Origin of the sequence: Streptomyces sp. HP-A2021 (genome assembly GCF_022807935.1) — a bacterium.
GTDB classification, from domain to species: Bacteria; Actinomycetota; Actinomycetes; order Streptomycetales; family Streptomycetaceae; genus Streptomyces; species Streptomyces afghaniensis.
In genome coordinates this window covers 1,822,680-1,838,096 of sequence record NZ_CP094344.1, presented here as the reverse complement: position 1 = coordinate 1,838,096, position 15,417 = coordinate 1,822,680, and the positions used below count along the sequence as shown (strand labels likewise).

Annotated in this window: 9 protein-coding genes; 3 read left to right on the top strand and 6 right to left on the bottom strand. The window is 69.9% G+C overall.

The genetic code is table 11. The annotated features are described in order from the left end of the window. Nucleotides 1-19: 19 nt before the first annotated feature. Both MQE23_RS08270 and MQE23_RS08265 read right to left on the bottom strand, forming a co-directional pair. Complete coding sequence (locus MQE23_RS08270) at nucleotides 20-2,668, bottom strand: cellulose binding domain-containing protein (RefSeq protein ID WP_243378697.1); 2,649 nt, start codon at nucleotides 2,666-2,668, stop codon at nucleotides 20-22. 205 nt (nucleotides 2,669-2,873) lie between these two features. Next, nucleotides 2,874-5,792 carry a glycoside hydrolase family 48 protein gene (locus MQE23_RS08265; RefSeq protein WP_243378696.1) on the bottom strand — a complete coding sequence of 973 codons (2,919 nt, stop codon included), beginning with the start codon at nucleotides 5,790-5,792 and terminating at the stop codon, nucleotides 2,874-2,876. Nucleotides 5,793-6,193: 401 nt separating this feature from the next. Between MQE23_RS08265 and MQE23_RS08260 the strand changes: the two genes are divergently transcribed. Beyond that, complete coding sequence (locus MQE23_RS08260) at nucleotides 6,194-7,915, top strand: glycoside hydrolase family 6 protein (protein ID WP_243378695.1); 1,722 nt, start codon at nucleotides 6,194-6,196, stop codon at nucleotides 7,913-7,915. Nucleotides 7,916-8,051: 136 nt separating this feature from the next. Next, nucleotides 8,052-8,945 (top strand): class I SAM-dependent methyltransferase, encoded by an 894-nt coding sequence (locus MQE23_RS08255; RefSeq protein ID WP_243378694.1) that lies wholly within the window; start codon nucleotides 8,052-8,054, stop codon nucleotides 8,943-8,945. Nucleotides 8,946-9,120: 175 nt separating this feature from the next. Here MQE23_RS08255 and MQE23_RS08250 read toward each other — a convergent pair whose 3' ends face one another. From MQE23_RS08250 to MQE23_RS08240, 3 genes are all read right to left on the bottom strand, one after another. Continuing rightward, nucleotides 9,121-9,996: an aldo/keto reductase gene (locus tag MQE23_RS08250; protein WP_279345135.1), complete on the bottom strand. Its 876-nt coding sequence runs from the start codon at nucleotides 9,994-9,996 to the stop codon at nucleotides 9,121-9,123. Nucleotides 9,997-10,070: 74 nt separating this feature from the next. Beyond that, on the bottom strand, nucleotides 10,071-11,897 hold the full coding sequence (locus tag MQE23_RS08245; RefSeq protein ID WP_243378693.1) for an AMP-dependent synthetase/ligase: 1,827 nt from the start codon (nucleotides 11,895-11,897) through the stop codon (nucleotides 10,071-10,073). A 224-nt stretch (nucleotides 11,898-12,121) separates the two neighbouring features. Then, on the bottom strand, nucleotides 12,122-13,054 hold the full coding sequence (locus tag MQE23_RS08240; RefSeq protein WP_020276551.1) for a LysR substrate-binding domain-containing protein: 933 nt from the start codon (nucleotides 13,052-13,054) through the stop codon (nucleotides 12,122-12,124). A gap of 175 nt (nucleotides 13,055-13,229) precedes the next feature. Here MQE23_RS08240 and MQE23_RS08235 point away from each other — a divergent pair, with 175 nt between their 5' ends. Beyond that, the gene (locus tag MQE23_RS08235) at nucleotides 13,230-14,243 is read left to right on the top strand and encodes a bile acid:sodium symporter family protein (protein WP_020276550.1); all 1,014 of its coding nucleotides are present in this window, start codon (nucleotides 13,230-13,232) and stop codon (nucleotides 14,241-14,243) included. Here MQE23_RS08235 and MQE23_RS08230 read toward each other — a convergent pair. Beyond that, complete coding sequence (locus MQE23_RS08230; RefSeq protein WP_243378692.1) at nucleotides 14,179-15,417, bottom strand: DUF4185 domain-containing protein; 1,239 nt, start codon at nucleotides 15,415-15,417, stop codon at nucleotides 14,179-14,181. The genes MQE23_RS08235 and MQE23_RS08230 overlap by 65 nt on opposite strands.

Sequence of the window (15,417 nt, the reverse complement as noted above, 5' to 3'; positions counted from 1 at the left end):
TACGCCCTCAAAAGCACGGTCAGGCGACCGTGCAGTTCTGGTCGCCGAGCTTGAACGCGGTCGGTTTCGTGTTCGTCCCCGACGAGTTGGCCGTGAAGCCGAAGCTCACCGACGAGCCCGCCGCCACGTTGGAATTCCAGCCGACGTTCTTCGCCGTCACCGCCGCTCCCGACTGCGCGGCCTCGGCGTTCCACGCCTGGGTCAGCTTCTGGCCGTCGGCGAAGGACCAGCCGAGGGACCAGCCGTTCCAGGCGCCGGTCCCGGTGTTGGTGAGCTGCACGTCCGCCTGGAAGCCGCCCGACCACTGGCTCGTCACCTTGTACGTCACCTTGCAGGCACCGGCCGGATCGGGGCCGGGCCCGGGACCCGTGGTGCCTCCGTCGGAGCTGTCCCCGTAGATGACGCCACGTCCGTTGGTCGCCACGTACACCCGGCCGTACACCCTCGGGTCCCCGGTGATGGCCGCGCCCGTCCAGCCCCACTGGTGGGCGTCGTCGTTGATGCGGGTCCAGCTCGCGCCCTTGTCCGTGGAGCGGAAGATGCCGCGCACGCCGCCGATCTTCGCGCTGGTGTAGAGCGTCTGGTAGGAGGCGCCGGGGGCCGCCTTGCCGAAGCCGATGGTGTCGGCCTGCTCGACGTTCGGCAGCTTCGTGAAGCTCGTGCCGCCGTCCGTCGAGTGCCACAGGCCGTACGCCCCGTCGCTCGCGCCGCCGGCCAGCCAGACGTCGCCCGTCCCGCCGGGCAGCGCTTTGAAGCGGACGCTGTCACCGCCGGGCAGCCCCGTCGCCGGTGACTCCTTGAACGTCGCCCCGCCGTCCGTACTGACGTAGAACTTCCCGGACTTGAAGCCGTAGAAGGTCTTCGGATCGACGCGGTCCGACTCGACGATCGCCCCGGCGGGGATCCCGCCGGACGCCTGCCACGACGTGCCGAAGCCCGTCGCGTGGTGCACGCCGGCGCCCTCAGGGCTCCACACGAACCGGCTGCCGTCGGCCGCCGCCGCGACCGTGCCGCCGCCGCTCACGCCCGAGGGGTCGGTCCCCGCGAACCAGTTGGCGCCGTTGTCGGTCGAGAACGAGATGTGCGGACCGGAGTCGAGGTTGCCGACCCGGACGACCGTGTTCGGGTTCGACTCGGCGAAGTCCAGGCTCGTGGTCGTCGTGAAGTTCGGCTGGGTGAACATCATCGACGGGACCTTCGTCAGATCCGTGTGGCGGAAGCCGCCGATGTCACCCAGCGCGCTCAGCAGCGGCGCGCCCGACGGCGGCGACGCCAGGTCGTTGACCGCCGTCTCCTCCAGCCCCTGCACCATCGGCTTGACGGCGAACTTGCTTCCGTTGTCCCAGTTGGTGAGGTTCTCGGTGCCGTAGATCGTCGCGCCCGTCCCGTACATCATGCGGTTCGAGTTGAACGGGTCGATCTCCAGGGCCTCCGTCATCCACCCGAGCTTGGGGGTCTGCTCCGGCGGCTGCGGGTTGGCGCCCCAGGTCAGCCACGGCGAGGACGAGACGTCCATCGTGTAGCGGTTCTCGCGGTTGGGGTACGACGTGTAGTCCCAGGCCTTGGTCCACGTGGCGCCGCTGTCCGTCGAGCGGAAGATCTGCGTGTCCGGCCACCAGGCGCTGTACGCGGTCGCCATCACCGTGCCCGGCTTCTGCCGGTCGACCGTCAGCCCGCTGAAGCCGTAGAAGGTGTCGGCCTCCGCCACCGGGCTGATGTCCTTCCAGGTCCCGGTCCCGGTCGCGTACCGCCACAGCTGTCCCTTGCCGCCGTCGTACGGTCCGCCCTTGTCGCTGTAGGCGAGGTACAGATAGCCGTTCTTCGCGTCCAGGACGCCCTTGTGGGCGAGGTAACCGGTGGGCTGCCCGGCCAGCCGCTGCCAGGTCGCGCCCGCGTCCGTCGAGCGGTACACCGCGTTGTCCTTGTCGGCGACCCCCACGTAGATCGTCTTCGTGGCGCTGCCCGAGGTGCCCGTGGACTCGTCGAAGGTGACCCAGACGATGCCCTGGTTGTCGGAGGCGTAGCCGCTCGTGTCGCCGGGGTCCTGCGCGTAGTTGCCGACGTTGGGGAAGTTCGCCACCTGCGACCAGGTCACGCCCGAGTCCGTCGACCGCCACAGCCCCTTGCCACTGGGTGCGCCCAGGTACAGCACGCTGTTCCGGTTCGGGTCGACGGCCAGCCGCTCGCCCATGCCCCGCCCCGGCATGTTGCCGCCCAGCTTGAACGGCAGATTCGCCTTCTGCCAGCTCGCCCCCCGGTTGGAGGAGCGCATGACCGCACCGTTCTTGGGATCCCAGCTGTTGGTGTACGTACCGACCGCCGCGTACACCTTGTCCGGATCGACGGAGTCGGAGGCGATGCTGACGACCCCCGTGTGCCCCCAGTCGTCCCAGCCGACGGAGTCCAGCAGCGGCGTCCAGGTCTTCGACGCCTCCTGCCACCGATAGGCACCGCCGATGTCGGTCCGGGCGTAGGCGAGGTTCTTCTCACTGCGATTGAAGACGATCCCGGGGACGAACCCGCCCCCGTCGATCCTGGCGTTTTTCCAGGAGTAGGTATCGGCGGCGATCTTCACCGAGGGGGGATCGACGGCCAGGGCTGCGGGAGCGCCCGACAACAGCCCGGCCGCCAGCGCGAGCACGGCAGTGAGAATGCGGGTTCTTCGCACGGTGGGGTTCCTTCCGTGGGAGGGGGAACGTGCGAGGGCCGGGCGGCTCCCGTGCGGGGGGAGCCGCCCGGCCGTGGCCCCGCGTCAGGTGCAGGGCCATGTACGCAGAGCTTCGGACGCTGTCAGGGGCGCGGGGAACTGCGCGACCAGCCACTACGGACCGGCACCCGAAGTACCGCCCACCCCGCGGAGCGCCCGGCGGGGGCTATTCGAGAAGCTCCGCGTACGAGCCCATGGCCAACGCGATATCCGCCTGAGCCCAGAACCGGTGGTACGTGAACGACGGCACCGCACCGCCCGCGAGATAACTCTCGATCTTCGACCAGGCCGGGTCGTCCTCGTAGAAGGACCGGATCGAGTCGAACGTCGACGACGAGTTGATCGCGTCACCGTTCGGCATCGTGCCCGTCCAGCCACTCGGGATGGACACCGAGTCGTCGAACCGGTTGTAGTCCGCGCGGTTCTCCGGGACGGCAAGCCCGATGTCGTCCTGGTGGTTCGCCCACATCCCGTCCAGCAACTTCTTCGCCGCCGCCGCGGCCTCCGTGTCACCGGAGCGGTCGGCGTAGTACGTCAGGGTCTTGGCGTACGCGGCCGCCACACCGACGTCGTTGGTGTAGTCGGCGACGGTGACGTGCAGCCCGCTGTTGGAGCCGGGGCTGGAGGCGTTCCAGGTGTCGGGCTGGCCCGACCACTGGAGCGTCGACGGGATGCGGAACGTGCCGTCCGGGTTGAACGTGGTCTTGGACAGCGCCCAGTCGACCCACTTGTCGAGGACCGTCTTGGCCTGCGCGTTCCCCGTCTGCTGGTACAGCTCGGCGACCCGCTCCATGGACCACGCCTGGAAGCCGAACCACTGGTTGGACGGCGGGTCGTGGTAGACCGGCTTCTCGTCGTAGTACATGCCGTAGAACGTCGACTTCCCGGCGGGCGGGGTCGCGTACCGGCCCGCCCAGCTGTTGGTCGCGCCGCCGGCGATGGCGCCCTCGTCGGACTGCAGCCAGCGGTAGAACTCCAGCTGCCGGTCCATGGACTTGGCCCAGTCCGCCGCGCCCGTCGCCGACTTGGGCTTCAGCGGGGCGTAGCTGCTCAGCGCGTACGCGGCGAGCGGGTTCTGGTAGCCGCCGTGGGCGTGGCTGGAGCCGATGCGCCAGGCCCAGCCGGCCGAGGTGTCGGTGGCGCCGCCCCAGGCGTAGTACCAGGACATCAGGTACATCGAGGCGTCCTTGCCGGTGCCCGCCGGGCAGGCCGAGGGACCGACACAGTTGCCGATCTTCTTGAAGTACTTGTCGAACATGGAGTAGCGCAGGTAGTCGCCCATCTTGGCCGCCTTGGCGACCGTCGAGGAGACCTGCCCGCCCTTGCCCTGCTCCTTCGCCCACAGGTCCGCCCAGTAGGCGGCCTGCACGGCGCGCGCGTCGGCGTCCGGCGCGTTGGTGAACTTCCACTGCTTGGCGTAGGAGGCGTCACCGGTGAACAGGTCCAGATAGCCGTTCTTGCCGCCGTACTTGAAGGCGTCACAGGTCGGCTGCGGCACCGTCTCCCACACCGACTCCTGCGGGCCGCGCTGGAAGGTGTTGATGTACGACGGGCCGGTGTCCGACGGTCCCGCCTCGCACTTGCCGGGCGAGTTGCCGTAGCCGTAGACGTTGTCGACATCCTGGAGCCAGTGCATGCCGTAGACGTCGTCCGTGCCGTACGCGCTCTTCAGCTCGGCCGCGATCGGGTCCCGGCCGACCGAGACGCCGGTGTCGAGCTTGGCCGGGTATTCACCGGGGGTGTCCAGCTCAGGCGCGTAGGTCGCCGGCTTCGAGGCGTTGTAGAAAGAGTTGGTCGGCTGGTCGGCCTTGGTGGGGATCATGTACTTCTCCATGAGGTCCCACGCGCCGTTGAACTTGGACCAGTCGCCCGTCACCTTGCCGTACATGGCCTGGAGCCACAGGAGGTAGCTGTACGCCTCCGACGTGGTCTCGTGACCGTGGTCCGGCGCCTCGACGATCAGCGTCTCGACCGAGTGGTAGGGAATGCCCTCGGGGGAGAAGTAGCCGTTCGCCGGGTTGGTGATCTTCCCGTAGAGCTCCAGGAAGCGGGCGTCGTACGTCTTGGCCGCCGCCAGCTGGGTGACGGTGACCGAGGCCTTGGCGTGGCCCGCGGCCGTCGACTCGAACACGGCGGAACCGGTACCCGAGTCGGCGGCCGTGACGGTCACCTTCTGCGCGGTGTTCCAGTTCTGCGGGGTGAAGGTGAGCGAGGCACCGCCCGTGACCGACAGGCCCGAGTTGCCGCTCGCCCGCGTCGACGTCACCGTCACATTGGACGCCGGCTGCTTGGACAGCTTCACCTCGTACGTGCCCGACTTGCCGGACTGCACGCCCAGTTGGAGCGGCGAGGCGACGACGGTCGGGCCGGAGGCGACCGTGATGCCGACCGGGGTGGAGTCGGCGGAGGCGCCCATGCTGTCGTAGGCCTTCGCCACCAGGGAATGACTGCCCACGGTCAAATCTGAGACGGACAGCGCGTAGGGCGCGCTGGTGTCCGTGCCCAGCAGCTTGGTGTCGTCGTAGAACTCCACCTTGCTGATCGTGGCGTTGTCCGCGGCGGCAGCGGTGGCGGCCAGCGGAACCGCCTCGCCCTGGGTGTAGACGGCGCCGGCGGCCGGGCTGGTCAGCACGGCGATCGGCGGCTGGTGCGCGCCCGTGCAGGGCGTGCCGTTGACCGTGAAGGACGTCGGCGCGGTGTTGCTGCCGCTGTAGGAGAACTGGGCGCCGGTGGAGACGGCGGCGCCCGCGGCGACCCGCGCGTTGTGCGGGGCGTTCTTGACGGTGATGTTCTGGCCGGACTGCGACCAGGTGCCGTTCCAGCCGTTGCCCAGCTTCTGGTTGCCGGAGTAGGCGTAGGTCAGCGTCCAGCCGTCGATGGCGTCCGTGCCGCGGTTGGTGAGGGTCAGGTCCGCGGTGAAGCCGGAGCCCCAGTCGTTCGTCTTGTAATCGACACTGCACTGAAGTGCGGCCGCCTGAGCGGAAGTCGACCCTGAGGAGAGCATCGTCAACGGAAGCGCGAGAGCTGCGAGCGCGGCGGTCCACAGACGCCGCACGGCTCTCCGTCTCCGGGGTGGGGGATGCATGGTGCTGGTTCCTCCTTGCGGCTCGGAGAAGTCAAGGCTTGAACCAGTGGGAGCGCTCCCATAGTGAGGACGGGTCTGGTATCGGTCAAGGTCCTTGAAGAGTCGAAAAGATTCGACGCCGTGTGTTGAGCGAAAGTCAGTGACTCCCCTGTTCTTTGCCGACACTTGGCGCTACCTTCCTTGACACCAGTGGGAGCGGTTCCATCAGTCGACGCGTCCGTCACGGCGGGCCCGACCTGCACGGAGTCGCTCATGCGACACCCCTCGCGTTCAGTACTTATAGCCGCCGCCCTCGCGGTCGTCCCCGGCTGCGCGAGTGCCGGTGCCGGGTTCCTCATGTCCTTGTCGGAGCGCGCCCTGAACGGCTGACACCCCCACCACCGAAAGGGAAACCCGCACTCATGAGCCGTACGAGAACAGCGTTACTGGCCGCCATGGCCCTGGTCGCCGGAGCCACCGGCACCGCGTTCGCCGTCGACCCGGACGGAGTCGGCACCGCCGCCGTCCCCTGCACCGTCGACTACAAGGTGCAGAACCAGTGGAACACCGGCTTCACCGCCGCCGTGACCATCACCAACAACAGTGCCGCGAAGTCGTCCTGGTCGCTGAAGTGGTCGTACGCCGGCAACCAGAAGGTCACCAGCGGCTGGAACGCCAAGATCAGCCAGAGCGGTGCCGACGTCACCGTGGCCAACGAGAGCTACAACGCCCGGCTCGCGACGGGCGGTTCGGTCAGCTTCGGCTTCCAGGGCTCCTACAGCGGCAGCAACGCGATCCCGGCCACCTTCACCCTCGACGGCGTGACCTGCAACGTCGACAGCGGCGGTCCCGGCGGCCCCACGGATCCGCCGGACCCGGGCGGTCCCGCCAACCGGGTCAACAACCCCTACGACGGTGCCAAGGTGTACGTGAACCCCGAGTGGTCCGCGAACGCCGCCGCCGAGCCGGGCGGCAGCCGGGTCTCCAACCAGCCGACCGGTGTCTGGCTGGACCGGATCGCCGCGATCAACGGCGCGGGCGGCAAGATGGGCCTGCGCGCCCACCTCGACGAGGCGCTGCGCCAGAAGGGCTCCGGCGAACTCGTCGTCCAGCTCGTCATCTACAACCTGCCCGGCCGTGACTGCGCTGCCCTCGCCTCCAACGGCGAGCTGAAGCCCGACGAGATCGGCCGCTACAAGACGGAGTACATCGACCCGATCAAGGCGATCCTCGCCGACTCGAAGTACTCCTCGCTGCGGATCGTCACGACCGTCGAGATCGACTCGCTGCCGAACCTCGTCACCAACACCGGCGGCCGACCGACGGCCACCCCGCAGTGCGACGTGATGAAGGCCAACGGCAACTACATCAAGGGCGTCGGGTACGCGCTGAACAAGCTCGGCGACGTGCCGAACGTCTACAACTACGTCGACGCCGGCCACCACGGCTGGATCGGCTGGGACGACAACTTCGGTCCCTCCGCGACCCTGTTCAAGGAGGCGGCGACCGCCGAGGGCGCGACCGTCAACGACGTCCACGGCTTCATCACCAACACGGCGAACTACAGCGCCCTGAAGGAGAACAACTTCTCCATCAGCGACAACGTGGCCGGCAAGTCCGTCCGCGAGTCGAAGTGGGTCGACTGGAACCGCTACGTCGACGAGCTGTCCTTCGCCCAGGCCTTCCGCAACCAACTGGTCTCGGTCGGCTTCAACTCCGGCATCGGCATGCTGATCGACACCTCCCGCAACGGCTGGGGCGGCGCCGCCCGGCCCACCGGCCCCGGCGCCCAGACCTCCGTCGACACCTACGTCGACGGCGGCCGCTACGACCGCCGCTTCAACCCCGGCAACTGGTGCAACCAGTCCGGAGCCGGCCTCGGCGAGCGGCCGCAGGCCAACCCCGCTGCCGGGATCGACGCGTACGTGTGGATGAAGCCCCCGGGCGAGTCCGACGGGGCGAGCAAGCAGATTCCGAACGACGAGGGCAAGGGCTTCGACCGGATGTGCGACCCGACGTACGAGGGCAACCCCCGCAACAACCACAACATGTCGGGTGCCCTGCCGGACGCCCCGCTGTCCGGGCACTGGTTCTCCGCCCAGTTCCGGCAGCTGATGCAGAACGCGTACCCGCCGCTGTCCTGACCCGCTGACACCCGTCCCCACGGATCCGCCGGGGCTCCGGCCCCGGCGGATCATTTTTGCGGGAGCGGCAAGAGCGGTGGCCTACTCCCGGTGCGTCGGCGCAGGCTGGCGGCATCCGAGGGAGAGGCTGACCACCATGGCGCACGAGCATGAGCACAAGCACGGCCACGGCCACCACCACGGCCAGACGGACATCGACTGGGCCGAGATGGGCCCGAGGCTGGAGTCCCAGGCGGAGCTGTTCGCGTCCCTCTACGAGCGGGCCATGGCCTGGCTGGCGAAGGAGGTGACCGAGCCGGGCCTGATCGTCGACGCGGGCAGCGGGCCGGGCGTCGTGTCGTGCCTGTTCGCCGAGACGTTCCCGGGTGCGCGGATCGTCGCGGTGGACGGCTCCGAGCCGCTGCTGGAGCGGGCGCGGGCACGGGCCGAGCGGCTGGGCGTCGCCGACCGCTTCGGCACGATCGCCGGTGAACTCCCTGAGGTGCTCGACGAGCTGGACTACCCCGCCGACCTGCTCTGGGCGAGCCGCAGCCTGCACCACCTGGGCGACCAGCGGGCCGCGCTCAACGCGTTCGCCGCGCGGCTGGCGCCCGGCGGCACGCTCGCCCTGATGGAGGGTGGTCTGCCCCCGCGGTACCTGCCGCGCGACATCGGCATCGGCCGGCCCGGGCTCCAGGCGCGGATCGACGCGGTGGAGGCGGAGTGGTTCACGCGGATGCGGGCGGAGCTGCCGGGGCATGTCGCGGAGACGGAGGACTGGCCGGGGCTGCTGGCCGCCGCGGGGCTTAAGCACACCAGGACGCACACGTTCCTGCTCGACCTCCCGGCACCCGCCTCTGAGCGGGCCCGTGCCTATGTCGTGGCGTCCCTGTCGCACATGCGGGAGCGGCTGACGGACGGGCTCGACGCGGGAGATCTCGCGACTCTTGATCGGCTGCTCGATCCTGACGACGAGGCGAGTCTGTACCGTCGGTCGGACGTGTTCGTTCTGGAGGCCCATACGGTGCACACGGCAGTCCGGGCGGGTTAGGGACTCTCTGACACGGGGTGCTGGGCGTTGGCGCTGGCGGGTGGGTGCGCAGCCCGGCGGTGCGGGGTGCCGCTGCGCCCACCCGTGCCGCCTGGGGGTACCTCCCAGGCCCTTGAGGCACTGGGGGAGGCACGAATGCCCGCAGCTCAGCGAGCTGCGGGCATTCGGGGGTACCTCAGGCGCCGTCGAACGTCGCCGGGTCCGGGCCCAGGCGGCGGTCCTCGTTGAGGGCGCTGATGGCCGCCAGGTCCTCCGTGTCCAGGCTGAAGTCGAAGACCTCGATGTTCTCCTTGATCCGTGCCGGCGTCACGGACTTGGGGATGACCACGTTGCCCAGCTGGATGTGCCAGCGCAGGACGACCTGGGCCGGAGTCCGGTTGTGCTTCCGGGCGATGGCCACGATCGCCGGGACCTCGAGCAGGCCCTTGCCCTGGCCGAGCGGCGACCAGGCCTCCGTGGCGATGCCCTGCTCAGCGTGGTACTCACGGGCGGCGCTCTGCTGGAGGTGCGGGTGCAGCTCGATCTGGTTCACGACCGGGATGACCGACGTCTCGCCGATCAGCCGCTCCAGGTGCTCCGGAAGGAAGTTGGAGACACCGATGGCCCGGATCCGGCCGTCGGCGTGCAGCTTCTCGAACGCCTTGTACGTGTCGACATAGGTGCCCCGGGCCGGCAGCGGCCAGTGGATCAGGTACAGGTCGACGAAGTCCAGGCCGAGCTTGCCCAGCGATGTGTCGAAGGCGCGCAGCGTGGAGTCGTACCCCTGGTCGGCGTTCCAGAGCTTCGTGGTGACGAAGAGCTCCTCGCGGGGCAGACCGGACGCGGCGATGGCCTTGCCGGTGCCCTCCTCGTTGCCGTAGATCGCCGCTGTGTCGATGCTGCGGTACCCGGCCTCCAGCGCCGTCGTGACGGCCGACTCGGCCTCGTCGTCCGGCACCTGCCAGACACCGAAGCCCAGCTGGGGCATCTCGACGCCGTTGTTCAGGATGATCGGGGGGACCTTGCTCACGAGCTCTCGATCCTTCGGTTTGTGGTCAGGTGTACCTCCCATCGTCAACGATCACGAGTCGTGATGCATTCCTGACGGGAGAATTCAGGCGTGCGACTCATCCGTTACCCGGCCATTCACGCCCGGTACAGCGCCTCGACCTCGTTCTCGTACGCCTTTTCGATCGCCTTCCGCTTCAGCTTCAGGGACGGGGTCAGCAACCCGTGCTCCTCCGTGAACGGCTGGGCCAGGATGCGGAAGGTGCGGATCGACTCGGCCTGCGAGACAAGGGTGTTGGCCGCGACCACCGCGCGCCGCACCTCCGCCTCCAGATCCGCGTCGCGCACCAGCTCCGCCGCGGACATCCGCGGCTTGCCCCGCATCGTCAGCCAGTGCTCCACGGCCTCCTGGTCGAGGGTCACGAGGGCGGCGATGTACGGGCGGTCGTTGCCGACGACGATGCACTGGTTGACCAGTGGGTGGTCACGGACGCGTTCCTCCAGCACGCCGGGCGAAACACTCTTGCCGCCCGATGTGACCAGGATCTCCTTCTTGCGGCCGGTGATGGTGAGGTAGCCGTCCTCGTCGAGCGCGCCGAGGTCGCCGGTGGCCAGCCAGCCGTCGTGCAGGGTCTGGTCGGTCGCCTTGGGGTTGTTGAGGTACCCCTGGAAGACGTTCTGGCCGTGCAGCCAGATCTCACCGTCGTCCGCGATGTGCACGGTCATGCCGGGGATGGGCTGCCCGACCGTGCCGTACCGGGTGCGGCCGGGCGGGTTGGCGGTCGCGGCGGCCGTGGACTCGGTCAGGCCGTACCCCTCGTAGATGTGCACGCCCGCCCCGGCGAAGAACAGGCCGAGCCGCCGGTCCATCGCCGAACCGCCCGACATGGCGTGCTTGATGCGTCCGCCCATCGCCGCGCGGATCTTGGAGTAGACGAGCTTGTCGAACAACTGGTGCTGCATGCGCAGGCCGGCGGACGGGCCGGGGCCGATGCCCCAGGCCTTCGCCTCCATCGCGTCCGCGTACTTGATGGCGATGTCGACGGCCTTCTCGAACGGGCCGGAGCGCCCCTCCTTCTCGGCCTTGCGGCGGGCCGCGTTGAACACCTTCTCGAAGATGTACGGCACGGCCAGGAAGAACGTCGGCTTGAACGCGGCCAGGTCGGGCAGCAGGGCCGCCGCGTTCAGCTGCGGCTGATGGCCGAACTTCACCTTGCCCCGGATCCCGGCGACCTGGACCATCCGCCCGAAGACGTGGGCGAGCGGCAGGAACAGCAGGGTGGCGGCCTCGTCGCCCCGCTTGGAGTGGAACACCGGCTCCCAGCGCTCGATGACGGTGTCCGCCTCGTACATGAAGTTGCCGTGCGTGATGACACAGCCCTTGGGGCGGCCGGTGGTGCCCGAGGTGTAGATGATCGTGGCGACCGAGTCGGGGGTGACGGCCTGCCGGTGGCGGTGCACCACCTCGTCGTCGAGGTGCGCGCCGGCGTCGTACAGCTCGTGCACGGCGCCCGCGTCGAGCTGCCACAGGCGGCGCAGCTGGGGCAGCCGGTCGATGACGGTGGCGATAGTCATCGCGTGGTCCTCGTGCTCCACGACCGCGGCCGTCACCTCGGCGTCGTACAGCATCCAGAAGCACTGCTCGGCCGAGGACGTCGGGTACACCGGCACGACCTGGGCGCCGATCGTCCACAGCGCGTAGTCGAACAGGGTCCACTCGTAGCGCGTACGGGACATGATCGCGACCCGGTCGCCGAACCGGATGCCGCTCGCCAGCAGGCCCTTGGCCAGGGCCAGCACCTCGTCGCGGAACTCGGCGCTGGTGACGTCGCGCCACTGCCCTGACTCGTCCTTGCGGCCCAGCCCGATGTGCAGCGGGTCCTCCTGGGCATGCTGGAAGACCACGTCGGCCAGACCGCCCACCGGAGGTGCCAACGCCAACGGAGGGTTGGTGAACTCGCGCAAACCCCGCTCCCCGCTCCTCAGCGCTCTTGTTGAGTGACGCTCCGCACAGCGCGGTGAAAGCTACCCCAACCGGGCAGAGGGCGGGAGGGGTGGCGAAGGCGAGCAGCGCTCTCGTCCGCGCTGGTCAGGGAGGGAAAATGCGCCCACATGGGGAAGGGTCGGACAGAATCCTGACGGTTGAGTAAGTTTCGGAGCCGTAATCTCCACCGAATCTGTACGACCCCTCATGGCCCGGGGCTCCTCGTGCGCGGTGCCCGGCCGTCTCTTCTGTCAGCGCCCCGGAGGCGGATTTCGTCACTCCGGTTCAGTCGGTCGCCGCCCGCCAGGATCGCCGCGGCCAGGGCGTCCGCCGCTCCCTGGGCGGCGGGGCTCCGCCGGCCGTGGACCACGACGAAGTCGACCTGTCCCAGTTCCGGCAGCCCCGCCCGGTCCGGGATCCGGACCAGGCCCGGCGGGATGAGGCCGCGGGAGTGGGCCATCACGCCGAGCCCCGCCCGGGCCGCCGCGACGAGGCCGTTGAGAGAGCCGCTGGTGCACACGACACGCCACTCGCGGCCCTGCCGCTCCAGCGCCTCCAGGGCGAGGGCGCGGGTGATGCCCGGCGGGGGATAGACGATGAGCGGCACGGGACGGTCCGGGTCGAGCCGGAGGCGCTCCGCACCGATCCACACCAGCCTGTCGTGCCGGACCAGCTCGCCGCGCGGATCCTCGGGCCGCCGCTTGGCCAGGACGAGGTCCAGCTTCCCGGCGGCGAGCTGCTCGTGCAGCGTGCCCGACAGCTCGACCGTCAGCTCCAGGTCGACCTCGGGGTGGTCGTGCCGGAAGCCCTCGAGGATCTCCGGCAGCCGGGTCAGCACGAAGTCCTCCGACGCGCCGAAGCGCAGCCGCCCGCGCAGCCGGGTGCCCGTGAAGAACGCCGTCGCCTGCTCGTGCACCTCCAGGATCCGGCGCGCGAACCCGAGCATGGCCTCGCCGTCCTCCGTGAGCTCCACCGAGTGCGTGTCCCGGGTGAACAGCGTCCGCCCGGTGGCGTCCTCCAGCCGCCGCACGTGCTGGCTGACGGTGGACTGCCGCAGCCCGAGCCGCCGGGCGGCCTGCGTGAAGCTCAGCGTCTGCGCCACCGAGAGGAAGGTGCGCAGATGGGAGGGGTCGTACATGCCTGTCAGGCTATCGCGGAGCGTGATGACAGTGAGAGCGGTATGCGGGATTCCCGATCGCCGGGGCGGGGAGCAGGATGGAAGGGGGCCGTATCGGCCCTGCACCGCACATACGTACCGTCTGTAAGCACTGAGCAAGTGGAGCACCGTGAAACGCCTGCGCCGGCCGCGTCGGATGCCGATCGACCCGTACATCCTTCTCCTCCTCGCGACGGTGGGCGTCGCCGCCCTGTTCCCGGCCCGCGGGACGGTCGCCGATGTCGCGTCCGGTGCCTCCACGGCAGCGATCGCCCTGCTGTTCTTCCTCTACGGCGCCCGGCTGTCCACCCGTGAGGCCCTGGACGGGCTGCGCCACTGGCGGCTCCACGCCACCGTCCTGGCCTGCACCTTCCTCGTCTTCCCGCTGCTCGGCCTGGCGGCCCGCGGGCTGGTGCCGGTGATCCTCACCCACCCGCTGTACCAGGGCCTGCTCTTCCTCACGCTCGTCCCGTCGACCGTGCAGTCCTCGATCGCCTTCACCTCGATGGCCCGCGGCAACGTGCCCGCCGCGATCTGCGCGGGCTCCTTCTCCTCCCTCGTCGGGATCGTCGCCACCCCGCTGCTCGCGGCCTCGCTGCTCGGCGGCAGCGGGGGCGGGTTCTCCGCCGACTCGCTGCTGAAGATCGTGCTGCAACTGCTCGTGCCGTTCCTCGCCGGACAGCTGCTGCGCCGCTGGATCGGGGGCTTCGTCACCCGCCACAAGAAGGTCCTCGCACTGGTGGACCGCGGCTCGATCCTGCTCGTCGTCTACACCGCGTTCAGCCAGGGCATGGTCCAGGGCATCTGGCACCAGGTCAGCCCCCTCCGGCTGGGCGGGCTGCTCGTCGTCGAGGCCGTGGTCCTCGCCGTGATGCTGCTGCTGACCTGGTACGGCGGCAAGGCGCTGGGCTTCGTCCGGGAGGACCGGATCACCCTCCAGTTCGCCGGCTCGAAGAAGTCCCTGGCCGCCGGACTGCCCATGGCGAGCGTCCTGTTCGGCGCGCAGGCCTCGCTGGCCGTGCTGCCGCTGATGCTCTTCCACCAGATGCAGCTGATGGTCTGCGCGGTGATCGCCAAGCGCCGCTCGCACGACCCCCGCCCGGAGGTCACCGCGCCGGAGCCAGCCGCAGCGTCACGAACCGAGGTCGGTACAGGGACACGTTCCGGCTGAGCTGGGCGGCGGCGCCCGTCGTCTCCAGCCAGTTCACGTCGTAGCTCAGCACGAGACGTCCCTCGCCGCTCAGGACCGGATGTGCCTGCGGGTTGTAGGCGGCCACCTGGCCCTGCGGCAGCGACGGGCTGAACTCCTTCGCGGGCCCGTGCCACGGCCCGGCCGGGGAACACGCCCAGTACGAGGCGACGGTGGTCAGGCCCTTCGGGCCCGCGGCCATCGTGAACAGCAGGTACGTCCCGCCGTCCCGGACGACCGAGAACGCGCTGCCCACGCCCCTGCGCTGCTCGTCCCCGAGCACCGCCCGGGGGCGGGCGCCGGCCGCCCACGCCGAGCCGGTCCAGTACCGCCAGGCCGCCGGATCCCCGAGCCTGCCCTCCGGCACCCGCGCCACGTACGCGTGCGAGGCCGGGCGGGAGGCCGCGCGGCCGTCGTCACCGCCGAAGACGTACGTCCAGCCGTCCTCCTCGACCAGGGTCGTGCCGAACAGCACGCGCCGGGACGGGTCCGGGACCAGTTGCTGGTCGAGCACCTTGACGACCGACTCCAGGCGCAGATCGGGCAGCGACAGCGTGGCCACCTCGGTCGCGGTGGGCACGCCGTAGATCCACGGGGCCTGGCCGGCCGTGCGCACCCACAGCAGCACCCGGACGACCTGCTCGGAGGAGCCGGGGGAGCGGGGTTCGACACGGGCGGCGACCGGCCAGCGCCACTGGTTCGGCGCCGGGTCGGCGAAGAGCGGGGCGGGGAGGGTGGTCTCCAGTCGGCCGTCGCGCATCAGCACGGCCGAGTTGCGCACCAGCGGCGCGGTGGTGTCCCGCCAGGCGTAGGACTCGCCGTGCGGGTTGGGCGGGCCGTACACCCGGCCCAGGTAGGTGTCCGAGAACAGCCACAGCACCCGGCCGTCCGGCAGCCGCACCGAGTGGGTGCCGTCGCCGCCGGTCCAGTCGTCGGTGCGGGCGGCGTCGTCGCCGTAGCGGGCGAACTCGGCGGTGAGGCCGTCGTCCGGCTGCCAGGAGCGGACCGTGCGCGCGCGGCAGGCGGCGTCGTCGTCCGGACTCTCGTCCTCGGGGAGGGCGATGAGCAGCGCGGCCCCGAGAACCAGGACCAGCAGCAGGCCGATCCCGGTTCCCGTGCGCTGTCGTGCTCGTGCTGCACTCACGTCGTCGGGCAC

What these genes read in the sequence shown, in the direction of transcription:
- MQE23_RS08265 (WP_243378696.1), bottom strand. Translation starts at nt 5,792, where the DNA reads ATGCATCCCCCACCCCGGAGACGGAGAGCCGTGCGGCGTCTGTGGACC.
- MQE23_RS08260 (WP_243378695.1), top strand. Translation starts at nt 6,194, where the DNA reads ATGAGCCGTACGAGAACAGCGTTACTGGCCGCCATGGCCCTGGTCGCC.
- MQE23_RS08255 (WP_243378694.1), top strand. Translation starts at nt 8,052, where the DNA reads ATGGCGCACGAGCATGAGCACAAGCACGGCCACGGCCACCACCACGGC.
- MQE23_RS08250 (WP_279345135.1), bottom strand. Translation starts at nt 9,996, where the DNA reads ATGGGAGGTACACCTGACCACAAACCGAAGGATCGAGAGCTCGTGAGC.
- MQE23_RS08240 (WP_020276551.1), bottom strand. Translation starts at nt 13,054, where the DNA reads ATGTACGACCCCTCCCATCTGCGCACCTTCCTCTCGGTGGCGCAGACG.
- MQE23_RS08235 (WP_020276550.1), top strand. Translation starts at nt 13,230, where the DNA reads ATGCCGATCGACCCGTACATCCTTCTCCTCCTCGCGACGGTGGGCGTC.